Annotated in this window: 20 protein-coding genes; 4 read left to right on the forward strand and 16 right to left on the reverse strand. The window is 68.0% G+C overall.

What is annotated here, in order from left to right:
- Nucleotides 1–12: 12 nt before the first annotated feature.
- The 8 genes from NV2_RS02715 to NV2_RS02745 form a co-directional block, all read right to left on the reverse strand.
- A complete protein-coding gene (locus tag NV2_RS02715) occupies nt 13–1,242 on the reverse strand; it encodes an Hsp70 family protein (protein ID WP_157102710.1) in 1,230 nt (409 codons plus the stop codon).
- Nucleotides 1,243–1,537: 295 nt separating this feature from the next.
- Nucleotides 1,538–2,533 carry a sulfate/molybdate ABC transporter ATP-binding protein gene (locus NV2_RS02720; RefSeq protein WP_067868532.1) on the reverse strand — a complete coding sequence of 332 codons (996 nt, stop codon included), beginning with the start codon at nt 2,531–2,533 and terminating at the stop codon, nt 1,538–1,540.
- The gene (gene cysW, locus NV2_RS02725; protein ID WP_067868537.1) at nt 2,530–3,339 is read right to left on the reverse strand and encodes a sulfate ABC transporter permease subunit CysW; all 810 of its coding nucleotides are present in this window, start codon (nt 3,337–3,339) and stop codon (nt 2,530–2,532) included. The genes NV2_RS02720 and cysW overlap by 4 nt, the downstream gene beginning before the upstream one ends.
- Before the next feature lie 136 nt (nt 3,340–3,475).
- Nucleotides 3,476–4,357, reverse strand: coding sequence for a sulfate ABC transporter permease subunit CysT (cysT, locus tag NV2_RS02730; RefSeq protein ID WP_067868540.1), 882 nt, complete (start codon nt 4,355–4,357; stop codon nt 3,476–3,478).
- A complete protein-coding gene (locus NV2_RS02735) occupies nt 4,357–5,430 on the reverse strand; it encodes a sulfate ABC transporter substrate-binding protein (protein WP_067869294.1) in 1,074 nt (357 codons plus the stop codon). Before NV2_RS02735 ends, cysT begins: the two co-directional genes overlap by 1 nt.
- A 200-nt stretch (nt 5,431–5,630) precedes the next feature.
- Nucleotides 5,631–5,720: an Ms4533A family Cys-rich leader peptide gene (locus NV2_RS32925; protein ID WP_312030890.1), complete on the reverse strand. Its 90-nt coding sequence runs from the start codon at nt 5,718–5,720 to the stop codon at nt 5,631–5,633.
- A 224-nt stretch (nt 5,721–5,944) separates the two neighbouring features.
- On the reverse strand, nt 5,945–6,205 hold the full coding sequence (locus tag NV2_RS02740) for a hypothetical protein (RefSeq protein ID WP_067868543.1): 261 nt from the start codon (nt 6,203–6,205) through the stop codon (nt 5,945–5,947).
- 113 nt (nt 6,206–6,318) lie between these two features.
- Nucleotides 6,319–6,618, reverse strand: a complete 300-nt coding sequence (locus NV2_RS02745; RefSeq protein ID WP_157102712.1) for a hypothetical protein — start codon at nt 6,616–6,618, stop codon at nt 6,319–6,321.
- Between the two features lie 91 nt (nt 6,619–6,709).
- Between NV2_RS02745 and NV2_RS02750 the strand changes: the two genes are divergently transcribed.
- A complete protein-coding gene (locus NV2_RS02750; protein WP_174550539.1) occupies nt 6,710–8,773 on the forward strand; it encodes a glycoside hydrolase family 15 protein in 2,064 nt (687 codons plus the stop codon).
- Nucleotides 8,774–8,807: 34 nt separating this feature from the next.
- Here NV2_RS02750 and NV2_RS02755 read toward each other — a convergent pair whose 3' ends face one another.
- The 3 genes from NV2_RS02755 to lepA all read right to left on the reverse strand — a co-directional run bounded on the left by NV2_RS02755 (nt 8,808) and on the right by lepA (nt 15,077).
- Entirely contained in the window at nt 8,808–10,592 is a 1,785-nt protein-coding gene (locus NV2_RS02755) for a P-loop NTPase family protein (RefSeq protein ID WP_245662406.1), read from the reverse strand.
- Entirely contained in the window at nt 10,589–13,000 is a 2,412-nt protein-coding gene (locus NV2_RS02760) for a hypothetical protein (RefSeq protein WP_067868546.1), read from the reverse strand. The genes NV2_RS02755 and NV2_RS02760 overlap by 4 nt, the downstream gene beginning before the upstream one ends.
- A gap of 235 nt (nt 13,001–13,235) precedes the next feature.
- Entirely contained in the window at nt 13,236–15,077 is a 1,842-nt protein-coding gene (gene lepA / locus NV2_RS02765; protein WP_084473783.1) for a translation elongation factor 4, read from the reverse strand.
- Between the two features lie 86 nt (nt 15,078–15,163).
- Here lepA and NV2_RS02770 point away from each other — a divergent pair, with 86 nt between their 5' ends.
- From NV2_RS02770 to NV2_RS02780, 3 genes are all read left to right on the forward strand, one after another.
- Complete coding sequence (locus tag NV2_RS02770; RefSeq protein WP_067869304.1) at nt 15,164–15,730, forward strand: type II toxin-antitoxin system PemK/MazF family toxin; 567 nt, start codon at nt 15,164–15,166, stop codon at nt 15,728–15,730.
- 212 nt (nt 15,731–15,942) lie between these two features.
- Nucleotides 15,943–16,206, forward strand: a complete 264-nt coding sequence (gene rpsT / locus NV2_RS02775; protein ID WP_067868552.1) for a 30S ribosomal protein S20 — start codon at nt 15,943–15,945, stop codon at nt 16,204–16,206.
- Between the two features lie 150 nt (nt 16,207–16,356).
- Complete coding sequence (locus NV2_RS02780; RefSeq protein WP_067868555.1) at nt 16,357–17,424, forward strand: phosphatidylinositol-specific phospholipase C; 1,068 nt, start codon at nt 16,357–16,359, stop codon at nt 17,422–17,424.
- Nucleotides 17,425–17,446: 22 nt separating this feature from the next.
- On the opposite strand, the gene holA is transcribed toward NV2_RS02780, so the two are convergent.
- From holA to octT, 5 genes are all read right to left on the reverse strand, one after another.
- Nucleotides 17,447–18,418 carry a DNA polymerase III subunit delta gene (gene holA, locus NV2_RS02785; protein ID WP_067868557.1) on the reverse strand — a complete coding sequence of 324 codons (972 nt, stop codon included), beginning with the start codon at nt 18,416–18,418 and terminating at the stop codon, nt 17,447–17,449.
- A 201-nt stretch (nt 18,419–18,619) separates the two neighbouring features.
- On the reverse strand, nt 18,620–20,218 hold the full coding sequence (locus tag NV2_RS02790; RefSeq protein ID WP_245662407.1) for a ComEC/Rec2 family competence protein: 1,599 nt from the start codon (nt 20,216–20,218) through the stop codon (nt 18,620–18,622).
- Nucleotides 20,215–21,345: a ComEA family DNA-binding protein gene (locus tag NV2_RS02795; RefSeq protein WP_245662408.1), complete on the reverse strand. Its 1,131-nt coding sequence runs from the start codon at nt 21,343–21,345 to the stop codon at nt 20,215–20,217. The genes NV2_RS02790 and NV2_RS02795 overlap by 4 nt, the downstream gene beginning before the upstream one ends.
- Before the next feature lie 124 nt (nt 21,346–21,469).
- Nucleotides 21,470–22,312, reverse strand: a complete 843-nt coding sequence (locus NV2_RS02800) for a DegV family protein (RefSeq protein WP_067868563.1) — start codon at nt 22,310–22,312, stop codon at nt 21,470–21,472.
- Between the two features lie 17 nt (nt 22,313–22,329).
- A complete protein-coding gene (octT, locus tag NV2_RS02805) occupies nt 22,330–23,142 on the reverse strand; it encodes a diglucosylglycerate octanoyltransferase (RefSeq protein WP_157102730.1) in 813 nt (270 codons plus the stop codon).
- Nucleotides 23,143–23,162 lie beyond the last annotated feature (20 nt).

The following is a 23,162-nucleotide window of genomic DNA, read 5'->3' on the forward strand; positions in this document are numbered from 1 at the left end:
CCACAGCAGCACTCAGTGCTGGAACTCGACCGGGCCGGCGGCGCCCATCGATGGTGTGCTGACCGCGTCGCCGACCACTCCGGTCGCAGCGAACAACGCGCCGCCGGCGGCCACGGCGACCGCCACCGCGGTCCGGGCCACGCGGCGCCGCACCATCCCGGGCACGACCACCGGTTCGGGCTCCGCGGCCGCCGCACTCTCGCGCGCGGCTGCGGCGGCACGCTCCCGGGCGGCATCGGCCGCACGACGAGCGAGGATGGCCGCGCCTTCGGCGATCGTGCGTTCCGGGTCGGCAGCGACGATCACCGGCCGCGCCAAGGCCGAGGACAGCACCGTGGCGACCTCGGGCGGACGGGCCGCCCCTCCCACGACCAGCACGCAATCGACATCCGCCATCGTGACGTCGGCGCGGCGCAGGCATTCGTAGACCACGTCCAGAGAGGCGCGGACATGGCCGGTACGCAGCGTCGTGATCGCCGCATCGTCCGAGGCCCCGCCCGCGCGCCAGTCCCGCTGATCGGCCAGTGTGGCACCGAACGCCCGGCCGCCGAATGCGTGGGAGCGCAACGGTGCTCCGATGAGCGGGCGCGACGGATTACCCGCGCCGATGCGCACCAGCGTCACCGTCAACCCGGCGCCGCCGAGGTCGTAGACCAACGCCAGTCCCGGCATCAGTGGTCCGTGCGCCACCGCCAGCCAGGCCGCGGCCGCCACCGGCTCCGCGATCAGTGCGGCATGTGACAGCCCGCTCTCGTCCAGCGCGGTGCGTAGTTCGGCCACTCGCTCCCCGGAGTAGCTGACCGGATGTGTCACCGCCACAGCGGTTTCCGACCGTTCCGCATTCCCGGCCACCACATGGGCGGAGGTTTCCGCCACCACCGTCCGGGCCACCGTCGCCACCAGGTCGGCCGCCGACAAGGCGCGATGGCGAACCCGTGCGGTCCGGGCGCAGGCCGTGAGGTCGGCGAAGTCGGTGAGTGCGCGACCGTGGCGGGGAATGCGCCCGACCCGCGCTGTTCCCGCACTGTCGAATGTGAGCGTGGTGCGCCACGTTCCCGGCGCGCCCGGTGGCTGCGACCGGCCGGGCCCCGAATTCCGGGTTCCGAGACCGGCGCTCGCGCGCCGGTCCGAGCCGGCGGACGCGCCTCGTCTGCGTCCGCGAGTGTTCTTACCGCGCTCCGGAGTATCGATGGCGCACACCGTGTTGACTGTGCCGATACTCACTCCGAGCCCAACCGTCATCACACAAATCCCCTCGATCGACGAGCGTACGTTCGCTATCTGACCCGATCCGGCATTCAGGCAACCATTGTGCTGAAAGCTTGCCAAGCACCGGACAACAGGTTGTCCGGTCTACCGCCGCACCAGGCTCCGACCTCGCCGATACCGTAACAACACCCGTCAACCTGCAATAACGATTCGGATAATTCGCACGCGCAGAGGACAATTCACGACACCGACCGACCGGTACCGATTTGCTGGACATGTCCTGTTGCGCGGCATCCGATCTCGGAGATCGCGCCGCCGCCCAGGGGACTCAGCGCACGGGCAGCTCCGGGATACGGGTGGCGCGGGCGTAGACCGTCTCCCCTTCGGCCAGCTGCAACGCTTCTGCATCGCCTCGGGTCACCTGTGCGGTGAACTGATCCCCGGTGGCCGCATTACGCAGTTCCAGACGGACCTCGAACCCCAGTCGCACGATCCGCTCCACGGTCGCCCGGGTGACGCCGGCCGACTCCGCAGTACCCTCGTGCTCGGCCAACGCCATGCCGGCATCGCGGCCGATCCGAATATCGTGCGGACGCACCAGATGTCCGTTGAGTTTTGCCACCGCGCCCAGGAACGACATGACGAATTCGTTGGCCGGCCGGTCGTACACGTCCTCGGGGCTGCCGATCTGCTCGATGCGCCCGGCATTCATCACCGCGATCCGGTCCGCGACGTCGAGCGCCTCCTCCTGATCATGGGTGACCAGCACCGTGGTCACGTGCACTTCCTCGTGCAGGCGGCGCAGCCAGGTCCGCAGATCCTGGCGCACCTTGGCATCGAGCGCCCCGAACGGCTCGTCCAGCAACAGCACCTTCGGATCGACGGCGAGTGCGCGCGCCAGCGCCATGCGCTGGCGCTGACCACCCGACAGCTGCGACGGATAACGATGCTGGAATCCGTCCAGGCCGACGATCCCGAGCAATTCGTCGACGCGCTTGCGGATCTCGTTCTTGGGCCGCTTGCGGATCTCGAGCCCGAAAGCCACATTCCCGCGCACCGTCATATGTTTGAATGCCGCGTAATGCTGGAACACGAAACCGATATCACGCTTCTGCGGCGACACCCGCGTGACATCGTTGCCGGCGATGGTGACGATGCCGGAATCCAGCGTTTCCAATCCGGCGATCGAACGCAGCAGCGTCGACTTCCCGGACCCGGACGGTCCCAGCAGTGCGGTCAGCTCGCCGGAGGGGATATCGATGCTCACATTGTCGAGCGCGGCGAAGGTGCCATAATTCTTCCGGGCATCGGTCACGGTGATCATTGGGCTTTACCCCGCTTACGTTCGAGAAGAGTCATCAGGAGGAGGGTGACCAGCGCCATACCCATCAGCAGGGTCGCCGCACAATACGCACCGAAGATGTTGCGGTCGTTCATATACCGGGCGTGCACCAGCAGGGTCAGGGTCTCACCACCGCCGGGCAGTCCGGTCGAGACCATGAGCACCGCACCGAATTCACCGAGCGCTCGCGCGACGGTGAGCACGATGCCGTAGGTCAGACCCCACCGGATCGCCGGCAACGTGATCCGCCAGAAGGTCTGCCGGCGCGAAGCCCCCAGGGTGGTGGCGGCCTGCTCCTGATCGTCACCGATCTCGTGCAGCACCGGCTCCACCTCGCGCACCACGTACGGCAGCGTGACGAACAGCGTGGCGATCACCATGCCGGGCAAACCGAAAATCACCCGGAAGCCCAGATTCTCGACATCACCGAACCAGCCACCCGCACCCCACAGCAGGATCAGTGAGACACCGACCACCACCGGGGACACCGCGAACGGCAGATCCACCACCCCCTGCAACAGACTGCGGCCCGGGAAGTTCCCGCGCACCAGCGCGGTCGCGGTGATGATGCCGAAAATGACGTTCAACGGGACCACGATGAGCACGATGATCATCGAGATGTTGAATGCCGAGATCGCCGCCGGCGTGGAGATCCAGTCATAGAACTGCCCGATACCGTGCTCGAAACTACGCCACAGAATGAGCGCCAGCGGTAGGACCAGCAACATCAGAATGTAGGCCAAAGCGACGGTACGCAGTGAAATTCGGGTAACCCCGGAAAGCTTCATCGGCTCGCTCCATCCAGCGGGAGAGCCCGCACCCCGGCGAGTCGGTGAAAGGCTGCGCCAGTGTATTTCATCGACACTCCCCTCTGCGGGAGAGCCCGCACCCCGGCGAGTCGGTGAAAGGCTGCGCCAGTGTATTTCATCGACTCGCCTGCTCTTTCCGGGCGCTGCGGTCGGCGAACAATCGCAGGACCAGCAGCGCGACGAATGCGATCACCAGCAGTGCGACCGAGACCGCGGCGGCATTGGTGGGCCGGTCGACCTCGATCTGCTGCTGGATGTACTGCGAGGCCACCTGGGTGCGGCCCGGAATCGAACCACCGATCAGCACCACGGAACCGAATTCGCCGATGGCCCGGGCGAAGGCGAGACCGCCACCGCTGATGATGGCCGGCGCGAGAGTCGGTAACACGATGCGGCGGAACGTGGTCAGATTGCTCGCACCGAGCGAGGCAGCGGCCTGCTCCACATCGGCGTCGGCCTCGATCAGCACCGGCTGCACCGCCCGCACCACGAACGGCAGGGTGACGAAGGCGAGCGCCACGATCACACCCGGCTGCGTCGCATTGAGATGCACATTGATCGGGCTCTGCGGGCCGTACAGCGACAACATGACGATGCTGGCCACGATGGTCGGCAATGCGAACGGCAGATCGATCAGCGCATTGACGACGCTCTTACCGGGAAAGTCGTCGCGCACCAGCACCCAGGCGATGAGGGTGCCCATGACGACATTGATCAGCGCCACCACCACGGAGACGACAATCGTCACCCGCAACGCGTCGACTGCCCCGGGCGCGGTCACCGCGTCCCAGAAACCGCTCCAGCCGTCGTCGAAGGAGTGGAAGGTCAACGCCGCCAACGGCAGCAGCACGATGATGCTCAGCCACAACGCTGCCGTCGAGACGCCGAGCGGGCCGACGGAACCGCTGACCCGGAACCAGGAACGGAGCCGAGTGCGTAACGGGGACGGGGGTCTGCTGCCGGCATCGGCGCCGGCACTGGTACTCGGTGCGCTCACTATTTCGTCGCCTTGTCGTAAATGGTCGCGATACTGCCGGATTCGGGAGCGAACAGTTCCTTGTCGACCTGCTTCCAGCCGCCCAGATCCGCAATCGTCCACAGGGTGCGCGGCTGCGGGAACTCGGAGGTGAACTCCTCGGCGACGCCGGGGTCCACCGGCCGGAAACCGGCACGCGCCCAGGCCCGCTGCCCAGCGGGGGTGAACAGGAAATCACGGAAGGCGACGGCGGTCTCCATATGCGGAGCGTTCTTCAGCACAGCGACCGGATTCTCGATCTTGAACGTCACCGGCGGCACCAGGTAGTCGATCGGCTCGCCCTCGCGCTGCGCGAAGATCGCCTCGTTCTCATAGCTCAGCAATACGTCGCCGGTGCCCTGTAGGAATGTCTCGGTGGCCTCGCGTCCGGACTTCGGCTGCACCCGCACATGGTCGGGCGAGATCAGCCGGCTCAGATAGTCCAACCCGGCCTGCGGGTTCTTCCCACCGTCGCTCTTGGCGGCATACGGTGCGAGCAGATTCCACTTCGCCGATCCGGAGCTGAACGGATTGGGGGTGACCACCTCGACGCCCGGCTTCAGCAGATCGTCCCAGTCGTGGATGCCCTTCGGATTCCCCTTGCGCACCGCCATCACCACGACCGAGCCGAACGGGATGCCCTTGTTCGCATCCGCATTCCATTTCGGATCGACCAGTCCGGCGTCGACCAGGCGGGTGATATCCGGTTCCACCGAGAAGTTGACGACATCGGCCTGGGCACCGTTCTTGACCTTGCGGGACTGGTCACCCGACGCTCCGTAGGACTGCTGCACCGCGACACCGGCACCGGCGGAGGTCTTGGCGAACGCCGGGATCACTTTGTCGAAACCGGGCTTCGGTGTCGCGTAGGCGTACAGCGTGAAGGTGCCGCCGCTACCACCGTTTCCCGAGGTACCGGGGATATCGCTGGCGCCGCCACTACAGCCGGCGAGCACGAGTGTGGCGCAGGCGACCACGAGGGCGATCACGAGGCGGGCACCGGAGTGGCGGCGCGTACGGCCGGTCCCGGCGGCGTACCGCGGGCTGCGAGACATCGGTCGAACCTTTCCTGCCATCCGCCACCGGCCGGTCGGCGCGGTGGCGGAGTACGGGGGAATATGTCGTGCACGGCGCTGGGGTCGCTGCCATCCGATCATCGAATCGTCGGTGCCGTCCAGGCCTGCGGCCGACGGCGAAACACATTCGGATACGGGTGAGCGAGCTGGATTCTACGGGCGCGCCACTCCCTTGCCCGTCAGCGACAGTGGATATCCGCAACCGCGAGACAGCCGACCGCGATCAACGCCAATTCATGGCGGACCTGCGGCACGGTGCTCGACGACATGGGCAGACTCTAACAAAGCGCCCCGAGGTGCGCGAATCGAAGTGGACATTTGTCACATCCGCGCAGATCACCGGGACACGCTCTCTACCTGCGACGACACCTGCCGCAGCGGTAGCTGTGGCAGGTGCACCGAGCGGGGCACAACACGAAGGGGCTCGCGCGCGGGTGGTACCGACCACATTCGCGTGCGAGCCCCGAAGCACACCGTCCGGCGGGCGGGTGCGCTATTCCTCGTCCTCGGCCGCCTCCGGCGGGCTCTCGTACAGGTCCAGCACCCATTCCTCGACGACGGTCTCGTCGCCGTCCTCGTCGGGTTCGTCGGGTCGCACGCGGTTCTGCAGCCGCACACCCAGGCCGAGCAGTTGCGCGGCGCGCACCATCTCGATCGCCTCGTCGGAGGCGATGTAGTGGGTGGCGATCAGCCGCGGGCCGTCCTCGATTTCGAGCAGTTGTTCGAGGTCCACGAATTCCTCATCGGTTGGCATGGGTGCACAGTACCCGCACCTGCCGACGCCTCACGGTCAGCGCGTGAACAGCCAGGCGACCACGATCAGGACGAGCAGGGCGACCAGCGCCAGTTGTACCCGGGAGCGTGGCATCAGACCGCTTTCTCGTGCATGGAACCGGAACCGTGCATCGAGGCGCCGGACAGTACCGGCTCGGGGCGCGGCACCGTGTCCTCGGAAACCTCCGGCGCCACGGGCACCTGGGGGGCCGAATCCGCGCGACGATCACGGCCCAATACCCGCAGCGCGAGCCGTAGACCACGGTCGAGCAGGTATGCCAGCAGGAAGCTGACCGGGACCGCCCCGATCAGGACCACGGCGAACTGCGGGATGAACGGCAACCCGGCCACCCACAGCTCGAAGCCGTCCCACCAGCCTGCAATGTGATGCACGCTCCCCAGCCTAGTCGGTGCGGACCCCGACCCGGCGACGGCGTAGCCGCGGTGTCCACCATTCGCGGGCCGCATCCCCCATCATGGCTGTATGGCGTCCCACGACGAACCGATGACCGATGCAGCGACCAGTACCGAATCCGCCATCGAAACTCTCGACGACATGTCACCGCCACGCGATGTGCTGGGTGACATCTCCGACGCCGCGGTCTCGGCGAACTATCTGCCGAGCTCGGCGGGAGTGGTCCACCGATCCTCCTACCCGCCGATCGACGACTACGCCTTCCTGTCCGATTGCGAGACCACCTGCCTGATCGCCCGCAACGGCGCCGTGGAATGGATGTGCGTGCCGCGGCCGGACTCGCCGAGCGTGTTCGGTTCGATACTCGATCGCAGCGCCGGCCATTTCCGGTTGGGCCCCTACGGCGTGAACGTGCCCGCGGCGCGGCGGTATCTCCCCGGCGGCATGATCGTGGAGACCACCTGGCAGACCGATACCGGCTGGATCATCGTGCGCGACGCACTGGTGCTGGGCCCGTGGCACAACACCGACAAACGCAGCGCGACCTACCGCCGCACCCCCGAGGACTGGGACGCCGAGCACATGCTGCTGCGCACCGTGAAGTGCGTGAGCGGCGTGGTCGAAGTCGAGATGAGCTGCGAACCTGCCTTCGACTACCACCGCGCCTCCACTCGGTGGGAGTACACCGGCGAGGTCTACGAACGCGCCACCGCGGTCGCGACCTGCGACGACGGCGAGATTCCGGGCGGCGAACTCACGCTCACGACCGATATGCGCATCGGGTTGGAAGGCCGCGAGGCACGCGCCCGCACGCGGATGCGTGAGGGTGATGCGCTGTACGTCGCCCTGTCGTGGTCGCCGCTGCCGGCCCCCGCCACGTTCGCCGAAGCCGAGCAGAAGATGTGGCAGACCACCGAATGCTGGCGGCAGTGGATCACCCTCGGCAAATTCCCCGATCATCCGTGGCGCGGCTATCTGCAGCGCAGCGCGCTCACCCTCAAGGGGCTGATCTACTCCCCCACCGGCGCGCTGATGGCTGCGTCCACCACCTCGCTGCCGGAAACGCCGGGCGGGGAACGCAATTGGGACTACCGCTACAGCTGGGTCCGCGATTCCACCTTCGCGCTCTGGGGCCTCTACACGCTGGGCCTCAACCGGGAGGCCGACGACTTCTTCGCATTCCTGCACGACGTCGCGACCACTGCCGACGGCGAGATGCGCCCGTTGCAAGTGCTCTACGGCATCGGCGGCGAACGAGTACTGGAGGAATCCGAACTCCCGCATCTGCACGGCTACGACGGAGCCCAGCCGGTCCGCATCGGCAACGGCGCCTACGAACAGCGCCAGCACGACATCTGGGGCGCCATCCTGGATTCGGTATATCTGCACGTGCGGTCGCGCCAGCAGGTGCCGGAAACGCTGTGGCCGATGCTCAAGGCACAGGTCGAGGCGGCCATCGACAACTGGCGTGCGCCCGATCGCGGGATCTGGGAGGTGCGCGGAGCACCGCAGCACTTCACCTCGTCGAAGGTGATGTGCTGGGTGGCGCTGGATCGCGGCGCCAAACTGGCCGAACTGCACGGTGAGACCGGCTACGCCGAACAGTGGTCGGCGATCGCCGCGGAAATCCACGCCGACGTCCTCGCGCACGGCGTCGACGAGCGCGGCGTGTTCACCCAGACCTACGGCGGCGACACCCTGGACGCCTCACTGCTGCTGGTTCCGCTGCTGCGGTTCCTGCCGCCCGACGACCCGCGAGTGCGGGCCACGGTGCTGGCCATCGCCTCGGAGCTCACCGAACACGGACTGGTCCTGCGCTATCGCACCGATACCACCGATGACGGATTGTCCGGCGCCGAAGGCACCTTCACGATCTGCTCGTTCTGGCTGGTGTCGGCGCTGGTGGAGATCGACGAGGTGCGCCGTGCCCGGCATCTGTTGGAACGACTGCTCGGATATGCCAGTCCACTCAAGCTCTACGCCGAGGAAATCGACCCCTACACCGGCCGGCACCTCGGCAATTTCCCGCAAGCCTTCACCCATCTGGCGCTGATCAACGCCGCAATGCACGTGATCCGTGCCGAACAGTCCAGGGGGGCGGGGCAGTTCCGCCCCGCCCATCCGGCCGGCTGAGGGCACACGGCACGACGGTGCCACGCACTCGGCGCTACGGTGCGTCCGCGGACTCGCGAATCTCCCGCAGGCGCACCATCGAGCGCTCGATCTCGGTGAGACGCCGCTCCCGGCTCTCCGGCGAATTGATCGCCGCGGCCTCCTCCGCCGCACGCAACGATTCGTCGACCGAACGCAAGTTCTGATCCGCCAGATCGGTGAAATGATCCCGGAGGATGCGTTGCGTAGCGCGCAGCCGGTGCCGCGATTCCTTGCCCACCTGGAAGATGACGTCGTCCATCAGCCGGGCCACCGCGACCTTGCCCTCGGACTGGCGGCGATCGCGGCGCAGCTTGCGGTCCTCCCACAGCGCACTGATACCGAGCAGTGCCGCGGCCGTACCCGAATACCAGTTCACCAGCGGCATTTTCAGCATGCTGGTGAGCACACCGACCATGAGCAGACCGCCGTAGGAGCCGCGCATCACGTTCAACACCGGCTGGATCAAGCCGACCTTCGCGGTATCCAGCGGCTCCAACGAGGCAACCGGCTCGAGCACATCGCCCGGATCCTCCAGTCGCAGATCGGGCAGCGGGACATCGCGCGAATCGGCCGGGAACTTATCGGTGACCTGTTCGGCCAGCTCCACGGCCCGATAGTGGGCGACGACGAAGTTCTCCTCGACCGCCTCACAGATTCGCGAATCCAGATCCGCGCCGAACTCGGTCCAGCGACGAGCCGGATCGTGTTTGGTGATCTCGGATTCCGCGTCGCGAACCAGACTGCGCAGCCGGTGGCGCAGATCGTGTTCGATATCGGCCATCAGCTCCGCGCACCCGTCGGCGAGAGTGACCTGCCAGTTGGCACTGCGCCGCCGCAGCTCGTCGGCCTCGGTGCGGGCCGACCGCAGCTGATCGGTGATCGCGCTGTAGCGGCGCGGATCCCGCAGCGTCTCCGCCTCACTACGCAGAGCCAATCCCAAATGATCGGTGATGGTCCGGATATCGCGCAGTGCTGCCTCCCGTGCCACCGCATCGGCGCGGGCGAGAACATAGCCGCGCAGATGGTCGATCAGCTGCGGCACACCGGATTCGATATCGCGGCGCTGGTCCCGGCCCGCCCGCAGATGCATCTCCGCGGAGATCGGCGCCACCGCGAAACCCAGTCCGGCGTCGTCGAGCAGCTCCCGGTTGCGTTGCTGCACATCGGCCCACTGGGGATACCGGTCGATCTTGTTGAGCACACAGATCACGGTCGGGCAGACCTGCCGGATACGTTGCAGCAGCGCGATCTGTTCGCCGGTGTAGGCCGTCGCGGCGTCACCGACGTAGAGGACGGCGTCGGCGGCGGCGATCAGCGACCAGGTGGTCGGGGCGTCAGCCGGCGCGCCGGGCGCGTCCATCACCACGAATCCCTCCCCCAGCAGCGGGCTGGGTTCGGTGAATTCGGCCCGGATCACATTGTTCGCCTGCAGTGCCGGACCGGGATTCAGCGGATCCACCGGCTGGCGTTCGGTGCGTCCGCCGGGCAGCGAGCGCACCAGAGTGGCGCTGGGCTCGGTCCCGTATTCGGCGATCACCGGAACACTGAGCGCACCACCGGTAGCGCTCACAGGACTACCGACCAGGCCGTTGACCAGCGTGCTCATCCCGTTCTTGGGTTCGCCGATGACCACCAGCCGGACGCGCGGATCGGCCACCCGAGCCCGCGACATGCTCAGCCGCCCGGTCAGGTCGGCCCGTCCCGCAGCCCGGGTCAGCTCCAGCAATTCGTCGATCTGCGCCAGCAGTGGCGCCATCGCCTCCGGGTGTTTGGCCCCGGAGGCCTCCACCGCCGTCACAGCGTGAGGTGCAGGTCGGCGACAGGATGGAGCACCAGGTGATGCGATTCGGCGTAACCGGTGTCGTGCAGACCGGCCGAAAGTCCGGTGGGAGCGACGCTGGTGAGACCGTGCCCGGGATCCGCGAACACTCCGGCATCGGGCGAAGCACTCACAGAGGAGATCGGCTCGACCGGCAGCCCGGCGTCCGGAACCGGATCGATCGTGGTCGGGGGTTTGACCGCGGTCGGGGCGGCCGGTGCGGTGTGTGCGGGCATGCCCGCGCCCGGATCGGCGGTGTGCGGTGCGGTCGGCTGCTGGGTGTGCTGCGTCGGCATCGATTGGGTCGGCACCTGCTGCGTCGGCCCGGTGTCGTGGTCACTGCTGGGCGCATTTCCCTGTGTCGGTCCCACCGCGCCGTCGGCGGTACCGGGCGCCGAGGTGTCCGCACCGGAGGACGTCCCCGGCGAATGGGTGGCGCCGGGAACACTCGTGGTGGCGTCGGGGCCGGTCGTCCCCGGTGTGGTCACCTGCCCGGAATCACCGCCGGAATGCCCGGAGTCACTGCCGGAATCGGAACCGGCACTGGTGGACGGCGGGTGCGTGGCACCGGTACCGGTCGAATCGCCGCTGCCGGGCCGGGTGGTGGTCGGCGTGCCGTGTTCGGTGGTGTCGCGGCCGGTGGACGTCCCGGGACTGGTCGTGGTGCCGGGCGTGCCGGTGGGCGCGACCACGGAGGAGTGCCCACTGCCGGTCGTCGGAGTGGTGCTGTGCGAGGTGCCGGGTGACGTGCTGGGATGCGACGTCCCCGGATGCGAGGTGCTCGGATGCGGCGTGCTGGTGGGCGCGTGCGTCGTGGTCGAGGTACCCGACGAATCATCGGCACCGGTGCCGGGAAATTCCACCTCCGGCACCGGATTCGCGGGCTGGTAGTCGAACAACGCCGGCACCGCCGCCGCGGGCGCGGTCAGCGGAGACGGCCCCGGATGGGCGGTGATCACGTTGGCCACCGGATGAGTAGCGGCCTCCGGCTGGATCGTGGTCTGCAGCGGCGTCGACGCCACCGGCTGCACCGGCACCGGTGCCGGGGCGGGTGGCGGCGGGGCCGGCGCGGCGACCACTGGAGCCGTCGTGATCGGCTGCGGCGCAGCCACACTCGCCATCTGCGGAGCCGGGAACGCCGCGGGCGCGGCGGGCGCCGGTGCGATGGCGGCATGCTGACCGGACACCGCGGCACTCTGGGTGGCCGCGACGCTCTGCGACGTCGCCACCCCTTGCGCGCCCGCCGTACTCGCCTGTGCGGCACCGGGTTCCACCGGCACACCGGCCGCCCCGACCGCCGCAGGCTCGGCACCGGCCGACGGTGCGACGGCGGCGCCCAGCGCACCGGGCACCCCTGCATCGGCGGATGACGGTGCACCGCCGGGGATCTCACCCACGCCGGAGCCGAGCCACTGGCCGTAGTCGTCGAGTTGGCTCCCCACGTCACCGACGGCGAAATCGACCTTCGTCTCCGTGGTCAACCAGATGCCGTCCAGACCGATATGCGCATCGACGTTCATCTCGGCGCCGAGGAAGATGCCGGGGTTGCCGCCGTCGCCGACTCCGTCGTAGTCGGGAGCGCCGACGCCGGACACATCGTCGCCCCAGCCGAGGCCACCCGGGCCCAGCCCGTTCATGCCCGGCAGGTTCAGACCGTTGGTGCCGGGCAGCCCCAGGCCGTGCCCCGGCAGCGGCGCGGTCGGGTGGGTGTCGGCGCCGGACAGATCGCCACCGTGCTGACGGTCGTCCTCGGCGGCCTGCTGACGAGGGAGGCCCAGCCCGGAATCGTTGGTGCCCCACCCGGGAAATCCCAGCCCGCCGGAGGAGTCCGCGGTATCGGCCGGATGTGATCCGGGGATCGAGAACCCTTGGTTCCCACCGGATCCTGGAAAATCGAAGGTATCGAGCCCACCGTTCGGGGCGTCGGAGCCCGGGATCGAGAACGGTGCATCGGTACCGCCCTGGGGAGTCGAGGGCAGCCCACCGACCCCAGGCGGCGGCGGTGCCTGCTCGGCGAACGGGAACTGCGGGACCGGGAATACATCGGTGCCGTACTCGTCGGCGAACACATTTCCCGGCGCGGGTGGGGGCTGCGGCGCCGAGTACGTCCCGAGGTCCGGCGGTACGGAGTCCGGAGAGGGGTCCGGATAGGTCACCACGGGACTCGGCACATCGGGATCCGGATCGACCGTCGACCAGCCGGTGAAGTGACTGTTGTGTGACTCGTTCTCCGGGGCCGGCGAACCGTTGGAGGCAATCAGTGCGCCACCTGTGACATATGCCCCGGCCCGAGCCACCCGCGCGACGCCGGTCGCGACGCGATACGCCGCATCACCGGCCTCTTCGCCCGCGCCCGCGTCATCGTCGAACGGCAGCTCACGCGTCATACAAACTCCACTCTCAGCGTTCGGGTCCGAAGCCGAACGGGGTGTTACCGAATCCGGGTCTCTTTACACATTATTTCCGGAAAACAGACCTGTCACATCCTTCAAGTCTTTTTCGGGGAGGAACGACACGCATAGTCGTGCCGACAGTCTGCCGCCGACCCACCCGTCCGGAAAGCCCCGAATCCGACGGGCAGCCGGCGAACCAGCTGCCCGTGGATCCGCAGAACTGCGTAGTTTACTTCTTCGGCTTGTCCGAAGACGAATCGGTGGACAACGCGGCGACGAAGGCCTCCTGCGGTACATCGACCCGACCGATGGTCTTCATGCGCTTCTTGCCCTCCTTCTGCTTCTCGAGCAACTTGCGCTTACGGGAGATGTCACCGCCGTAGCATTTGGCCAGCACGTCCTTGCGGATCGCTCGAATATTCTCGCGCGCAATGACCTTCGACCCGATCGCCGCCTGGATCGGCACCTCGAACTGCTGACGCGGAATCAGCTCACGAAGCTTGGTGGTCATCTTGTGGCCGTAGGCCTGCGCGGCGTCGCGGTGCACGATCGCCGAGAATGCGTCCACCGCCTCACCCTGCAGCAGAATATCCACCTTGACCAGCGCGGCTTCCTGTTCACCGGACTCCTCGTAGTCCAGCGAGGCATACCCGCGGGTGCGCGACTTCAATGCATCGAAGAAGTCGAAGATGATTTCCGCCATAGGGAGCATGTACCGCAGCTCGACCCGGGACTCCGACAGGTAATCCATGCCCAGCAGCTCACCGCGGCGCGACTGGCACAGTTCCATGATGGTGCCGACGAACTCGCTCGGTGCGATGATCGTCACCTTGGTGATCGGCTCGAAAATCTGGCGGACCTTGCCCTCCGGCCAGTACGACGGGTTGGTGACGATCTGCTCGGTGCCGTCCTCCAGGATCACCCGGTAGATCACGTTCGGCGCGGTCGAGATCAGATCCAGACCGAACTCGCGCTGCAGCCGCTCGCGGGTGATCTCCATATGCAGCAAGCCCAGGAACCCACAGCGGAAGCCGAAGCCCAGTGCCACCGAGGTCTCCGGCACGTAGGTCAGTGCCGCATCGTTGAGCTGCAATTTGTCGAGCGCGTCACGCAGATCCGGATAGTCCGAACCGTCCACGGGATACAGCCCGGAGTAGACCATCGGCCGCGGTTCCCGGTACCCGGTCAACGCCTCGGCAGCACCAGCGCGCGCGGTGGTGACCGTGTCACCGACCTTGGACTGACGCACATCCTTCACACCGGTGATCAGATAACCGACCTCGCCCACGCCCAGGCCCTGAGTGGCCTTCGGCTCCGGCGAGACGATGCCGATCTCGAGCAGTTCGTGGGTGGCGCCGGTGGACATCATCTTGATCTTCTGCCGCGGGGTGAGCTTGCCGTCCACCACACGGACGTAGGTGACCACACCGCGGTAGGTGTCGTACACCGAATCGAAGATCAGCGCACGGGGCGGTTCCTCGGACTCACCGACCGGCGACGGCACCACGTCGATGACCTTGTTCAGCAGTTCCGCGACGCCGACACCGGTCTTGCCGGAGACCCGCAGCACATCCTCGGGCTCGCAGCCCACGATGTGGGCCAGCTCTGCGGCGTAGCGGTCCGGGTCCGCGGCGGGCAGGTCGATCTTGTTGAGCACCGGGATGATCTCGAGATCCTTGTCCAGCGCCAGGTACAGGTTCGCCAGCGTCTGCGCCTCGATGCCCTGGGCGGCATCGACCAGCAGGATCGCGCCTTCACAGGCCTCCAGCGCCCGCGAGACCTCATAGGTGAAGTCGACGTGGCCCGGTGTATCGATCAGATGCAGGACGTAATCTTCACCGTCCACGTTCCAGGGCAGCCGCACGTTCTGGGCCTTGATGGTGATCCCGCGCTCGCGCTCGATATCCATCCGGTCCAGGTACTGCGCACGCATCTGCCGCTCCTCGACCACCCCGGTCAACTGCAGCATGCGGTCGGCCAGCGTCGACTTACCGTGGTCGATGTGCGCGATGATGCAGAAGTTCCGGATCCGCGAGGGATCGGTGAACGTCGTATCGGCAAACGTGCTGATGGGACACTCCTACCCGTGAACAAGTCGTAAAGTCGCCATCCGGCAGTCTACGTGCAGGGGTTTCGCCCGCCGTTATGCTCCCGGACATGGCCGGCACATGGAGCTCTCTGGGCAAGCAGCTAAGTACCATCGCCAAGGAGCAGGGACCCCGGATCGTCCGCAATCAGGCACCCAAACTCATGGAGCGCATGCAGCGCTCACCACTGTGGGATCGCGCGGTGGGCCGCCGCACGCAGCCGGTCACGGTACGCCCGGCGGCATCGACTCCGGTGCCCACCCACGAGCGCGCCCGCCGGATCGTCTACTCGCCGCAGCTGGACGGACGGGCCGATCCGGGCGAGATCGTGTGGACCTGGGTGCCCTACGAGGAGGACCCGGGTAACGGTAAGGACCGCCCGGTGCTGGTGGTCGGCCGGGAGGGCCGCACGCTGCTGGGGCTGATGCTGTCGTCGAACGCGCGCCGCGACACCGAGCACAACTGGGTCGGGATCGGATCCGGCTCGTGGGACCACGAGGGGCGCGACAGCTGGGTACGCCTCGACCGCGTACTCGATGTTCCGGAGGACGGCATCCGTCGGGAAGGGGCGATCGTCGCGCGCAAGACCTTCGACCGGGTCGCGCACCGCCTGTGCGCGGAGTACGGCTGGGGCTGACAACCGGCCCGTCCCGCTCGATCGCCCGATCCGGTCGCACGCTGCCGATGCGCACCCAAGGGCGATTTCGCGTCGCGTGCGTGCAGCTGGTAATCTCGACCGTCGGCACAGCGCTACCTGTTGTCACGTAGTGCGCCCAGAGACTTTGTACAGAGATTTTGCGAGCAACACAGGCTCATCCAACTGACGAGAAGGAATCAGAGGAAACAGGCGTGGCCAACATCAAGTCCCAGATGAAGCGGATCCGCACCAACGAGGCGGCGCGGGTGCGCAACCAGTCGGTGAAGTCCGCGCTGCGCACCTCGATCCGCAAGTTCCGCGCGGCCGCGGCCGCGGGTAACAAGGAGCAGGCGCTCGCGGAGCTCCAGAGCGCGAGCCGCGACCTGGACAAGGCCGCCTCGAAGGGCGTCATCCACGCCAACCAGGCCGCCAACAAGAAGTCGGCGCTGTCGCTGGCCTACAACAAGATCGGCTGAATTTCCGGTACCGGTCTTCCGGTTTCGATATCAGCGCGGCACCGACCGCCGCACAACAGCATTCGCAACGCCGCCGTGGCAGAGGATCTGCATCGCAGATAACCACGGCGGCTTTTGTTGTGGCGCGCCCGATCCGCTACCGTCGATCGGGTGTGGGGTGGGGAACTTCTCGAGAACGCTCGTAAATCTGCATGGATCGTCACGGTTGCGGTCCTGACCGGGCTCGCGCCGACCGGATGTGCGACGACCACAGAGCAAGCGGCGCAACCGGTTGCGGCGGCCCAGCCCGCCGGTCCCGAGGCCGCCGGCATGCCGCGCGCCGACACCGGTGCGAAGGATCACCTCGACACGGCCCGCCATCCCGAGTGGATGAGTGCCCTGCCCGACGACGTGTCGTTGAGCACCCTGTCGATACCAGGTACCCACGACACCCTGTCGATCCACGGCGGGAAGGCCGGTCCGGCCGTACTCACTCAGGAGAATTTTGACACCGGATGTGCGCAGCCGGATCTCCGGTGCCCGTCGGTGCAGACACTGAACACGCAACTCGAGTCCGGTATCCGAGCACTGGATATCAGGGTGCGGCGAGACGAGGCCGGAAATCTGGCGGTCCAGCACGGCGATTTCTACCAACAGTCGAATTTCGACGATGCACTCCGCGTGACCAGCGAATTTCTGGCGCGCCATCCTGGCGAGACCGTCCTGATGCGGGTGAAGGCCGAATGCACCAACGACGGCGCGCCCTTCCGATGTGCGGACGCCGGTGGCTTGCCGCCCGATTCGGGGCTGATCGACCGATATCTCGATGCGCAACCCCGCGTGTGGCGTCCCGCCGCGTCCGGCCCGGTGCCTGTTCCACGGCTGGGTGAGGTGCGCGGCGCCCTGGTCGTGATGTGCGCCGACGGCGTCGATGAGCGCGGCCTGCCACTCGCGGTGCAGGATCTGTGGGACGGGCCGAGCCGGGAAGAGAAGTGGGCGGCCGTTGCCGCACACCTGGACCGGGCCGAGGCGAACGACGGCCGAACGCTGTCGGTGAACTATCTGTCGGCCTCCGGTGTACCCGATCCGAGGAAATTTCCGGGCCGGTATGCGGACTACGAGAATCAGCAGGCGCTGGACCTGCTGCGGTCCCAGCCCACCCTGGCCACCGGTGTACTGATGATGGACTTCCCCGGACCGGCCCTGGTCGGCGAGATCATCGGGCACAATCCACACTGAGCTGCGGCAGAGCGGACCGATATCACTCCGCGGAACGCAGATCCAGAATGGCACCCAAGGCGTGTTCGAGCGCGTAATCGGTATCGGCCGCACCGCCTTTGACGTCGGCGTTGAGTGTGGCGACGACCTGCAGCGCGCTGCCGATGGTGGCGCCGTTCCAGCCCCGGGCCTGACCTTGCGCCTTCTTCACCTTCCAGGGCGGCATACCGAGCCGGGAGGCCAGCGCACCCGGATCGCCGCGGCCGGCCGATCCGACCTTGGCGATGGTGTGCACCGAGTCGGCCAGCGCGTCGGCGAGCAGCACCGCCGGCACGCCGCGATCGGTGGCCCAGCGCAATGCCTCCATGGCGGCGGGGCGATCACCGGCGACCGCGAGGTCCGCGACCTCGAACCCGGTGACCTCGGCACGGCCGGAGTAGTACCGGCGGACGGCGGCGGTGTCGACCTTGCCGCCGGTATCGGCGGCCAACTGCGAGCTGGCCGCGGCCAGCTCCCGCAGATCCGAACCGATCGCCTCCACCACGGCCTGCACCACATCGGCGCTCACTCGCACTCCGGCCGCACGAAATTCGTTGCGCACGAATTCGTTTCGTTCACCAGCGCGGGTGATCTTCGCGCACGTGTGCACCTGAGCACCCTTCTTCTGCAAGGCCGGTGCCATCGCCTTCGCGCGACCGCCACCCGAGTGCAGGACCGCCAGGACCACACCATCGGGCAGATCGCCGGCAGCCTCGGTGATCAGCGCCACCGCATCCTTGCCCGCCTCCGCAGCCGACTCCAGCACGATCACCCGATCCTCGGCGAACAACGACGGGCTCAACAGCTCCGCCAGTTCCGCGGCGCTCGCATCCCCGGCCCGCAATCGATCGACCGGCAAGGAGTCGGGATCCGCAGTCGCGGCTCGGGCCTCGGAGACAATCGAGGCAACGGCCCGTTCGACGAGCAGCTCCTCCTCACCGAGTACCAGGTGCAAGGCGGCAAGGCGATCGGTCACGGCACGATCCTACGGGTGCACGCCGACAGATCCGGCGCCTGTCACCCACGCGGAGCTGTACCGACGACACCGTCGCTTCGGCAGCCCGCTACACACCTTCCCTCCACTGTCACCGCAGCACACCGCACCGCTCCTGCGGCCCGCACTGCCATGTCGTACCCCGCCGACCGTGCGCGGGGCTCCTGCGGCTGCCGGTCGCCCTCAGCTTCGGTAGGTTCGCCTCAGCTCCCCCGACGGCGGGCGGCCGCGGCGTGCCCCCACCCGCGCCAGTAATGCCACGGCGATCACGACGAGCAGCAGTCCGAGCAGCGCACCGGCCGCTCCGGAGGGTATCGGCAGCGTAACTCCCAGTGCGGCTGTGTGTTCGGCGACGGTGAGCAACCACCACATCGGCAGTTCGGTGAGGTTCAGCACCCAGATCGCGGCCGGCTGCCACAGGCACGACAGTGCCGCCGCGACCACTCCCAGCACGGTGACGGGAGCAACGACCGGCTCGACCAGCACATTCGCCACGATCGCGAGCCCGCTGACCTTGCCGGTGAGGGCAGCGATGATCGGGGTGGTCACCGCGAACGCCGCCGCGGCAACCCCGAAGGCCTGTGCCATCAGCGGCGGCCAGCCTCGGCGTTCGAGCCACTGTGACCAGCTCGGCGCCACCAGGATCAGGGCACCGGTGGCCAGCACCGACAGCGCGAAACCGATGTCAACCGCTAGTTCGGGCCAGATCGCGAGGAGCACGATCATCGCCGTGCACAGTGCTGGAAGTGCCTGTTTCCGTCGGCCGGTGAGGATTGCGAGAATGGCGATGGCTCCCATCGCGGCGGCACGCAGCACCGACGGCGACGGTCTGGCCAGGACGACGAATCCGAGCAGCGCCGGCCCCGCGAGAATCGCACCCCAGCGGGGATCCAGAGTGAGTGCACGAGTGGACAGCAGCACGGCCCCGAGCACGATCGAGACGTTCGTACCGGATACGGCCAGCAAATGTGTCAGGTCGACGGCACGGAAGTTCTCCCGCACCTCATCCGGTACCCGGGAGACATCACCGTCGATCAGACCCGGTAGTACCCCGGCCGCATCGGGTGGCAGGGCGCGCTGCGCCGCGGCGGCCAGATCGGTGCGAACTCTGGTGGCCGCCGCCTGCCACCAGGGCCGCGGACCGGCTTGCGGTGGTCCCTCGGCCCGCAGCACCGCGACCGTCAGATCCCGCCGCCACGGCCGGTCGAGTTCGGCCCGGAATCGCACGTGCTGTCCGGGTACCAGTGCCGACCAGCCCCGTTCGGGCATGATCACCGTCACCGCCGCCTCGCCGCGCGTTGTCGTCGCGCCATAACGGAATTCCACGAGAGTGGCCCGCATCAGCCATTGCCTGCCACCGAAGGATCTGCCGGGCAACGGTTTCGGATCACCCACGACCACCTCGGCCGTCACCGTGCTGCCGGTACTCAGCAGGCTCAGCGGATGTGTACTCACCCGATACTCCTGCCAGGCCGCCGCGAGCGCGAACCCGGAAGCCGCGGTGAGAGCCGCGAGGACCGACCACGTCACACCCCGCCGCGACGGCCGCACGCCCCCGCGGCGCACGACCACTGCCGACGCCAACGCCGCGGCGGCCAGGACTACTGCGGTCGCCACCCCGAACCGCCACCCCAAGGCCACCCCGACGATGGTGGCGATCCAGCACCCCACCGCGGTCGGCACCAACCGTGCATCCAGCGGCACGCTCGGCGCCCGCACACTCGACCGCCCCGTTGCCGGTGCGGAACCGTATTCGTCGGCTGCAGCGATCTCACCGTTCACAGCGTCACCTGATCGCGCAACCGTTCCAGCTTCGCGGGCCCGATTCCGGTGACGTCGGTGAGCTGATCGATGCTGGTGAACCGACCGTGTTGGGTACGCCATTCCAGGATGGCCGCCGCGGTCGCGGGGCCGACACCGGTGAGGCCGTCGAGTTCCTGCGCGGTGGCGGTGTTGAGGTTCACCTGGGCCCCTGCCGTCCCGGAAACCCCGGGCGTGGAGCTCGCTCCGGGCGCAGCCGGCGGGTGCGGGGCACCCGCGACGACCGTACTTCCCAGCCGCGGCTCGCTCGCGGGGGCCGGGAACCCGACGACGATCTGATCACCGTCGGCCAGCCGCTGGGCCAGATTCAAGCCGGCGAGGTCCGCACCGTCGCGCGCGACCGCGGCAGCGACGGCATCGGCGACTCGCGAACCGGGCGGAAGATGCAGTAGCCCCGGGTGTTCGACCACGCCGATCACACTCACCACCAGTTCGGCAACGCCGTTGGCGGCGACCGATGCGGCCTGCGGATCCGATGACCGCGCGCCGGCTGCCGGGACCGGAGAGTCGGCCCGCGGAGATACCTCCGGAGATCGGACAGCCGCGGTGGTCGGCGACGGGAGTGGCTCGACCGCGCTCACCGAGCGGTCGTCGCGATGCGCGGCCGCCGCCGCGGCGATCACCGCTACGGCTCCTACGCCGGCGAGCACCAGCGCACCTCGCCGCCCGAGATCCAGCCGGGTGTCGCGCCACCGCTCCGGCACGATCCGTCGCCACCACGGCACCGCTACCGGCTCGCTCAACCATGTCGGCAGCCGCGGCATATCGTCGCCGGACTCATCCGCCGGGAACGGTGAGCGGCGTCCGCGACCGGTCGCCTGGCCACCCGAATCGACTTCCGGCGCGACCTTTTCGGCTCGGGGCGTACGCCCACCGCGCGGATACCCGGAGCCGGCATCAGCGGAGGGCTCGACCGCCTCCATTTCCTCCGGGCCGGGCGACACTGCCGTGTGGTCCCATAATCCGTCCCGGTCCGGCTTCGGCCCCCTGGCAGCCGAACCACGGCCCTGGGTTGCGAGTGCTCCGGAGTGGGGAGTTGTCTCGTCGAGCCGCTGCCATAGCCGTAGCCGATCCTCGTCTCGCGCCATGCCGGTCACCGTAGGCGCGGTGACCCCGGAGAAGGGTGCCGTCACCTGGGCTTTCGGAAACTCTGGGGATACTCGTCCCGGCTGTGCACAACGCCAGGTGGGCGGTGCGGTGCGTGCGACCGATTCAGCCGCAACCGCCGGGAACGACCAGCACGCCCACTGCGCCGGTACCGAGGTGCACGCCCAGGGTGGGGCCGAATTCGGCGGTGATCAGCTCGCTGATCCGCGGCACCAGTTCACCGAGCTGCTCGGTGATCGCGGCCGCAGCCGAGGCCGCACCCAGATGCTGGACCGCGACGGCCGCACCGTCCTCACCGGCCGCGTCCACCGCGGCCGCAACGAGTTTGGCGTGTGCCTTGGACCGGGTGCGAGCCTTCTCGCGTAACTCGAGCCGGCCGTCGACGATCTGCAGAATCGGCTTGGTCACCAGTTCGGTTCCGAAGAACAGGGCCGCCGAGCTGAGCCGCCCACCGCGACGCAGCTGTTCGGTGCGGTTGACCACGATGAAGGTGCGGGCACGCCCGGCGGTGGCGACGGCGGTGTCGTAGACGATGTCGAGGCTCGCCCCGGCGTGCGCCCGCCGGGCAGCCGCCAGCACCGGCAGACCGGTCCCCAGCCCGGCGCTCAGCGAATCCACCAGCCGCACCCGGTCGGCGGCGTCCATATCCCGCACGGCCTGACGACCGGCCTCCCAGGTGGCCGACAACTGCCGCGAGATGTGCACCGCGACCACTCCGGCGCCACCGCTGAGCGTGAGCGCCCGCTCGTAGGCAGCGCGCAACTCCCCCGGCGAGGCCGACGAGGTCGTCACCGCCGAATTCCCGTAGTCGATCTCACACTCGTCGACGCCCTCGGCGATCGCACGATCGTCGACCAGCACGTGCAGCGGCACCACCATGATGTCCAGTTCCGATGCCAGATCGGCGGGCACGGCGGCCGCCGAATCGGTCACCACGACAACGGGCATGGCTTATCCGGACCGGTTCATGCCCCGGCCTCGGCCGAGCGCACCTCCGACAGCACCTTCACCATTGCCCGCGCCACCGCGGCGTGTCCCTCCCATCCCCAGTGGATGCCGTCCGGATTCGAATCACCGGAGAAAATGTTCTCGCGCACGGCCTCTCCCAGATCGACCAGCGGCACACCGGATTTCGCCGACCAGTCGCGCAGTGCGCGAACCGCCGGCTCCCGGCCCGAGTGCACCCGCCCGTAGGCATCGCAATCGTGTACCGAGGGCAGGACCGATACGACCGGCAGTTCCGGGCGCAGCTGAGCCAACGCGTGGCGCGACTGCTCCAGATAGTCGATACTCACATGTGGCGGAAGCGCCACCGGCCGACCGAGTTTCGACAGCCGCGGCTGCAGCCACTGATAACCGGTGCGTACCTGGCGTCGTAGCAGCGGCGGGCGCAGATAACGGATCAGCTCACGCAGCGCGGTGGGCAGCGGCGAGGGCAGGGTGTCCATGCCACCTGTCGCCACGACCACGGCACCTGCGCGCGGTACGGCGGCCCACACCCGCGGATCTCCGATCAGTGCCCAATAGGCGTCGCGGCAGGTCCAGCCGATCCGCGCCACCAGCTCGACATCCCAATCCAGTTCCGCTGCCACCAGATTCGGCCAGATCGCGGGATGATCGGCAGGCAGACCGCCCTCGGGCCCGAAATACGACAGCGAATCCGCGAGCACGACCAGTACCGGACGTTGCGCGCCACCTCCTGGACCCGGCGCGACCGTATCCGGCAATGGCACCGGCGCGGAATCCGCTTCCGATACCGCCTCGTCGACACCGGACATCGCATCGGCGTTCGGCGCGC

The organism is Nocardia vermiculata NBRC 100427, from assembly GCF_001613265.1.
In the GTDB taxonomy this organism is placed as follows: domain Bacteria; phylum Actinomycetota; class Actinomycetes; order Mycobacteriales; family Mycobacteriaceae; genus Nocardia; species Nocardia vermiculata.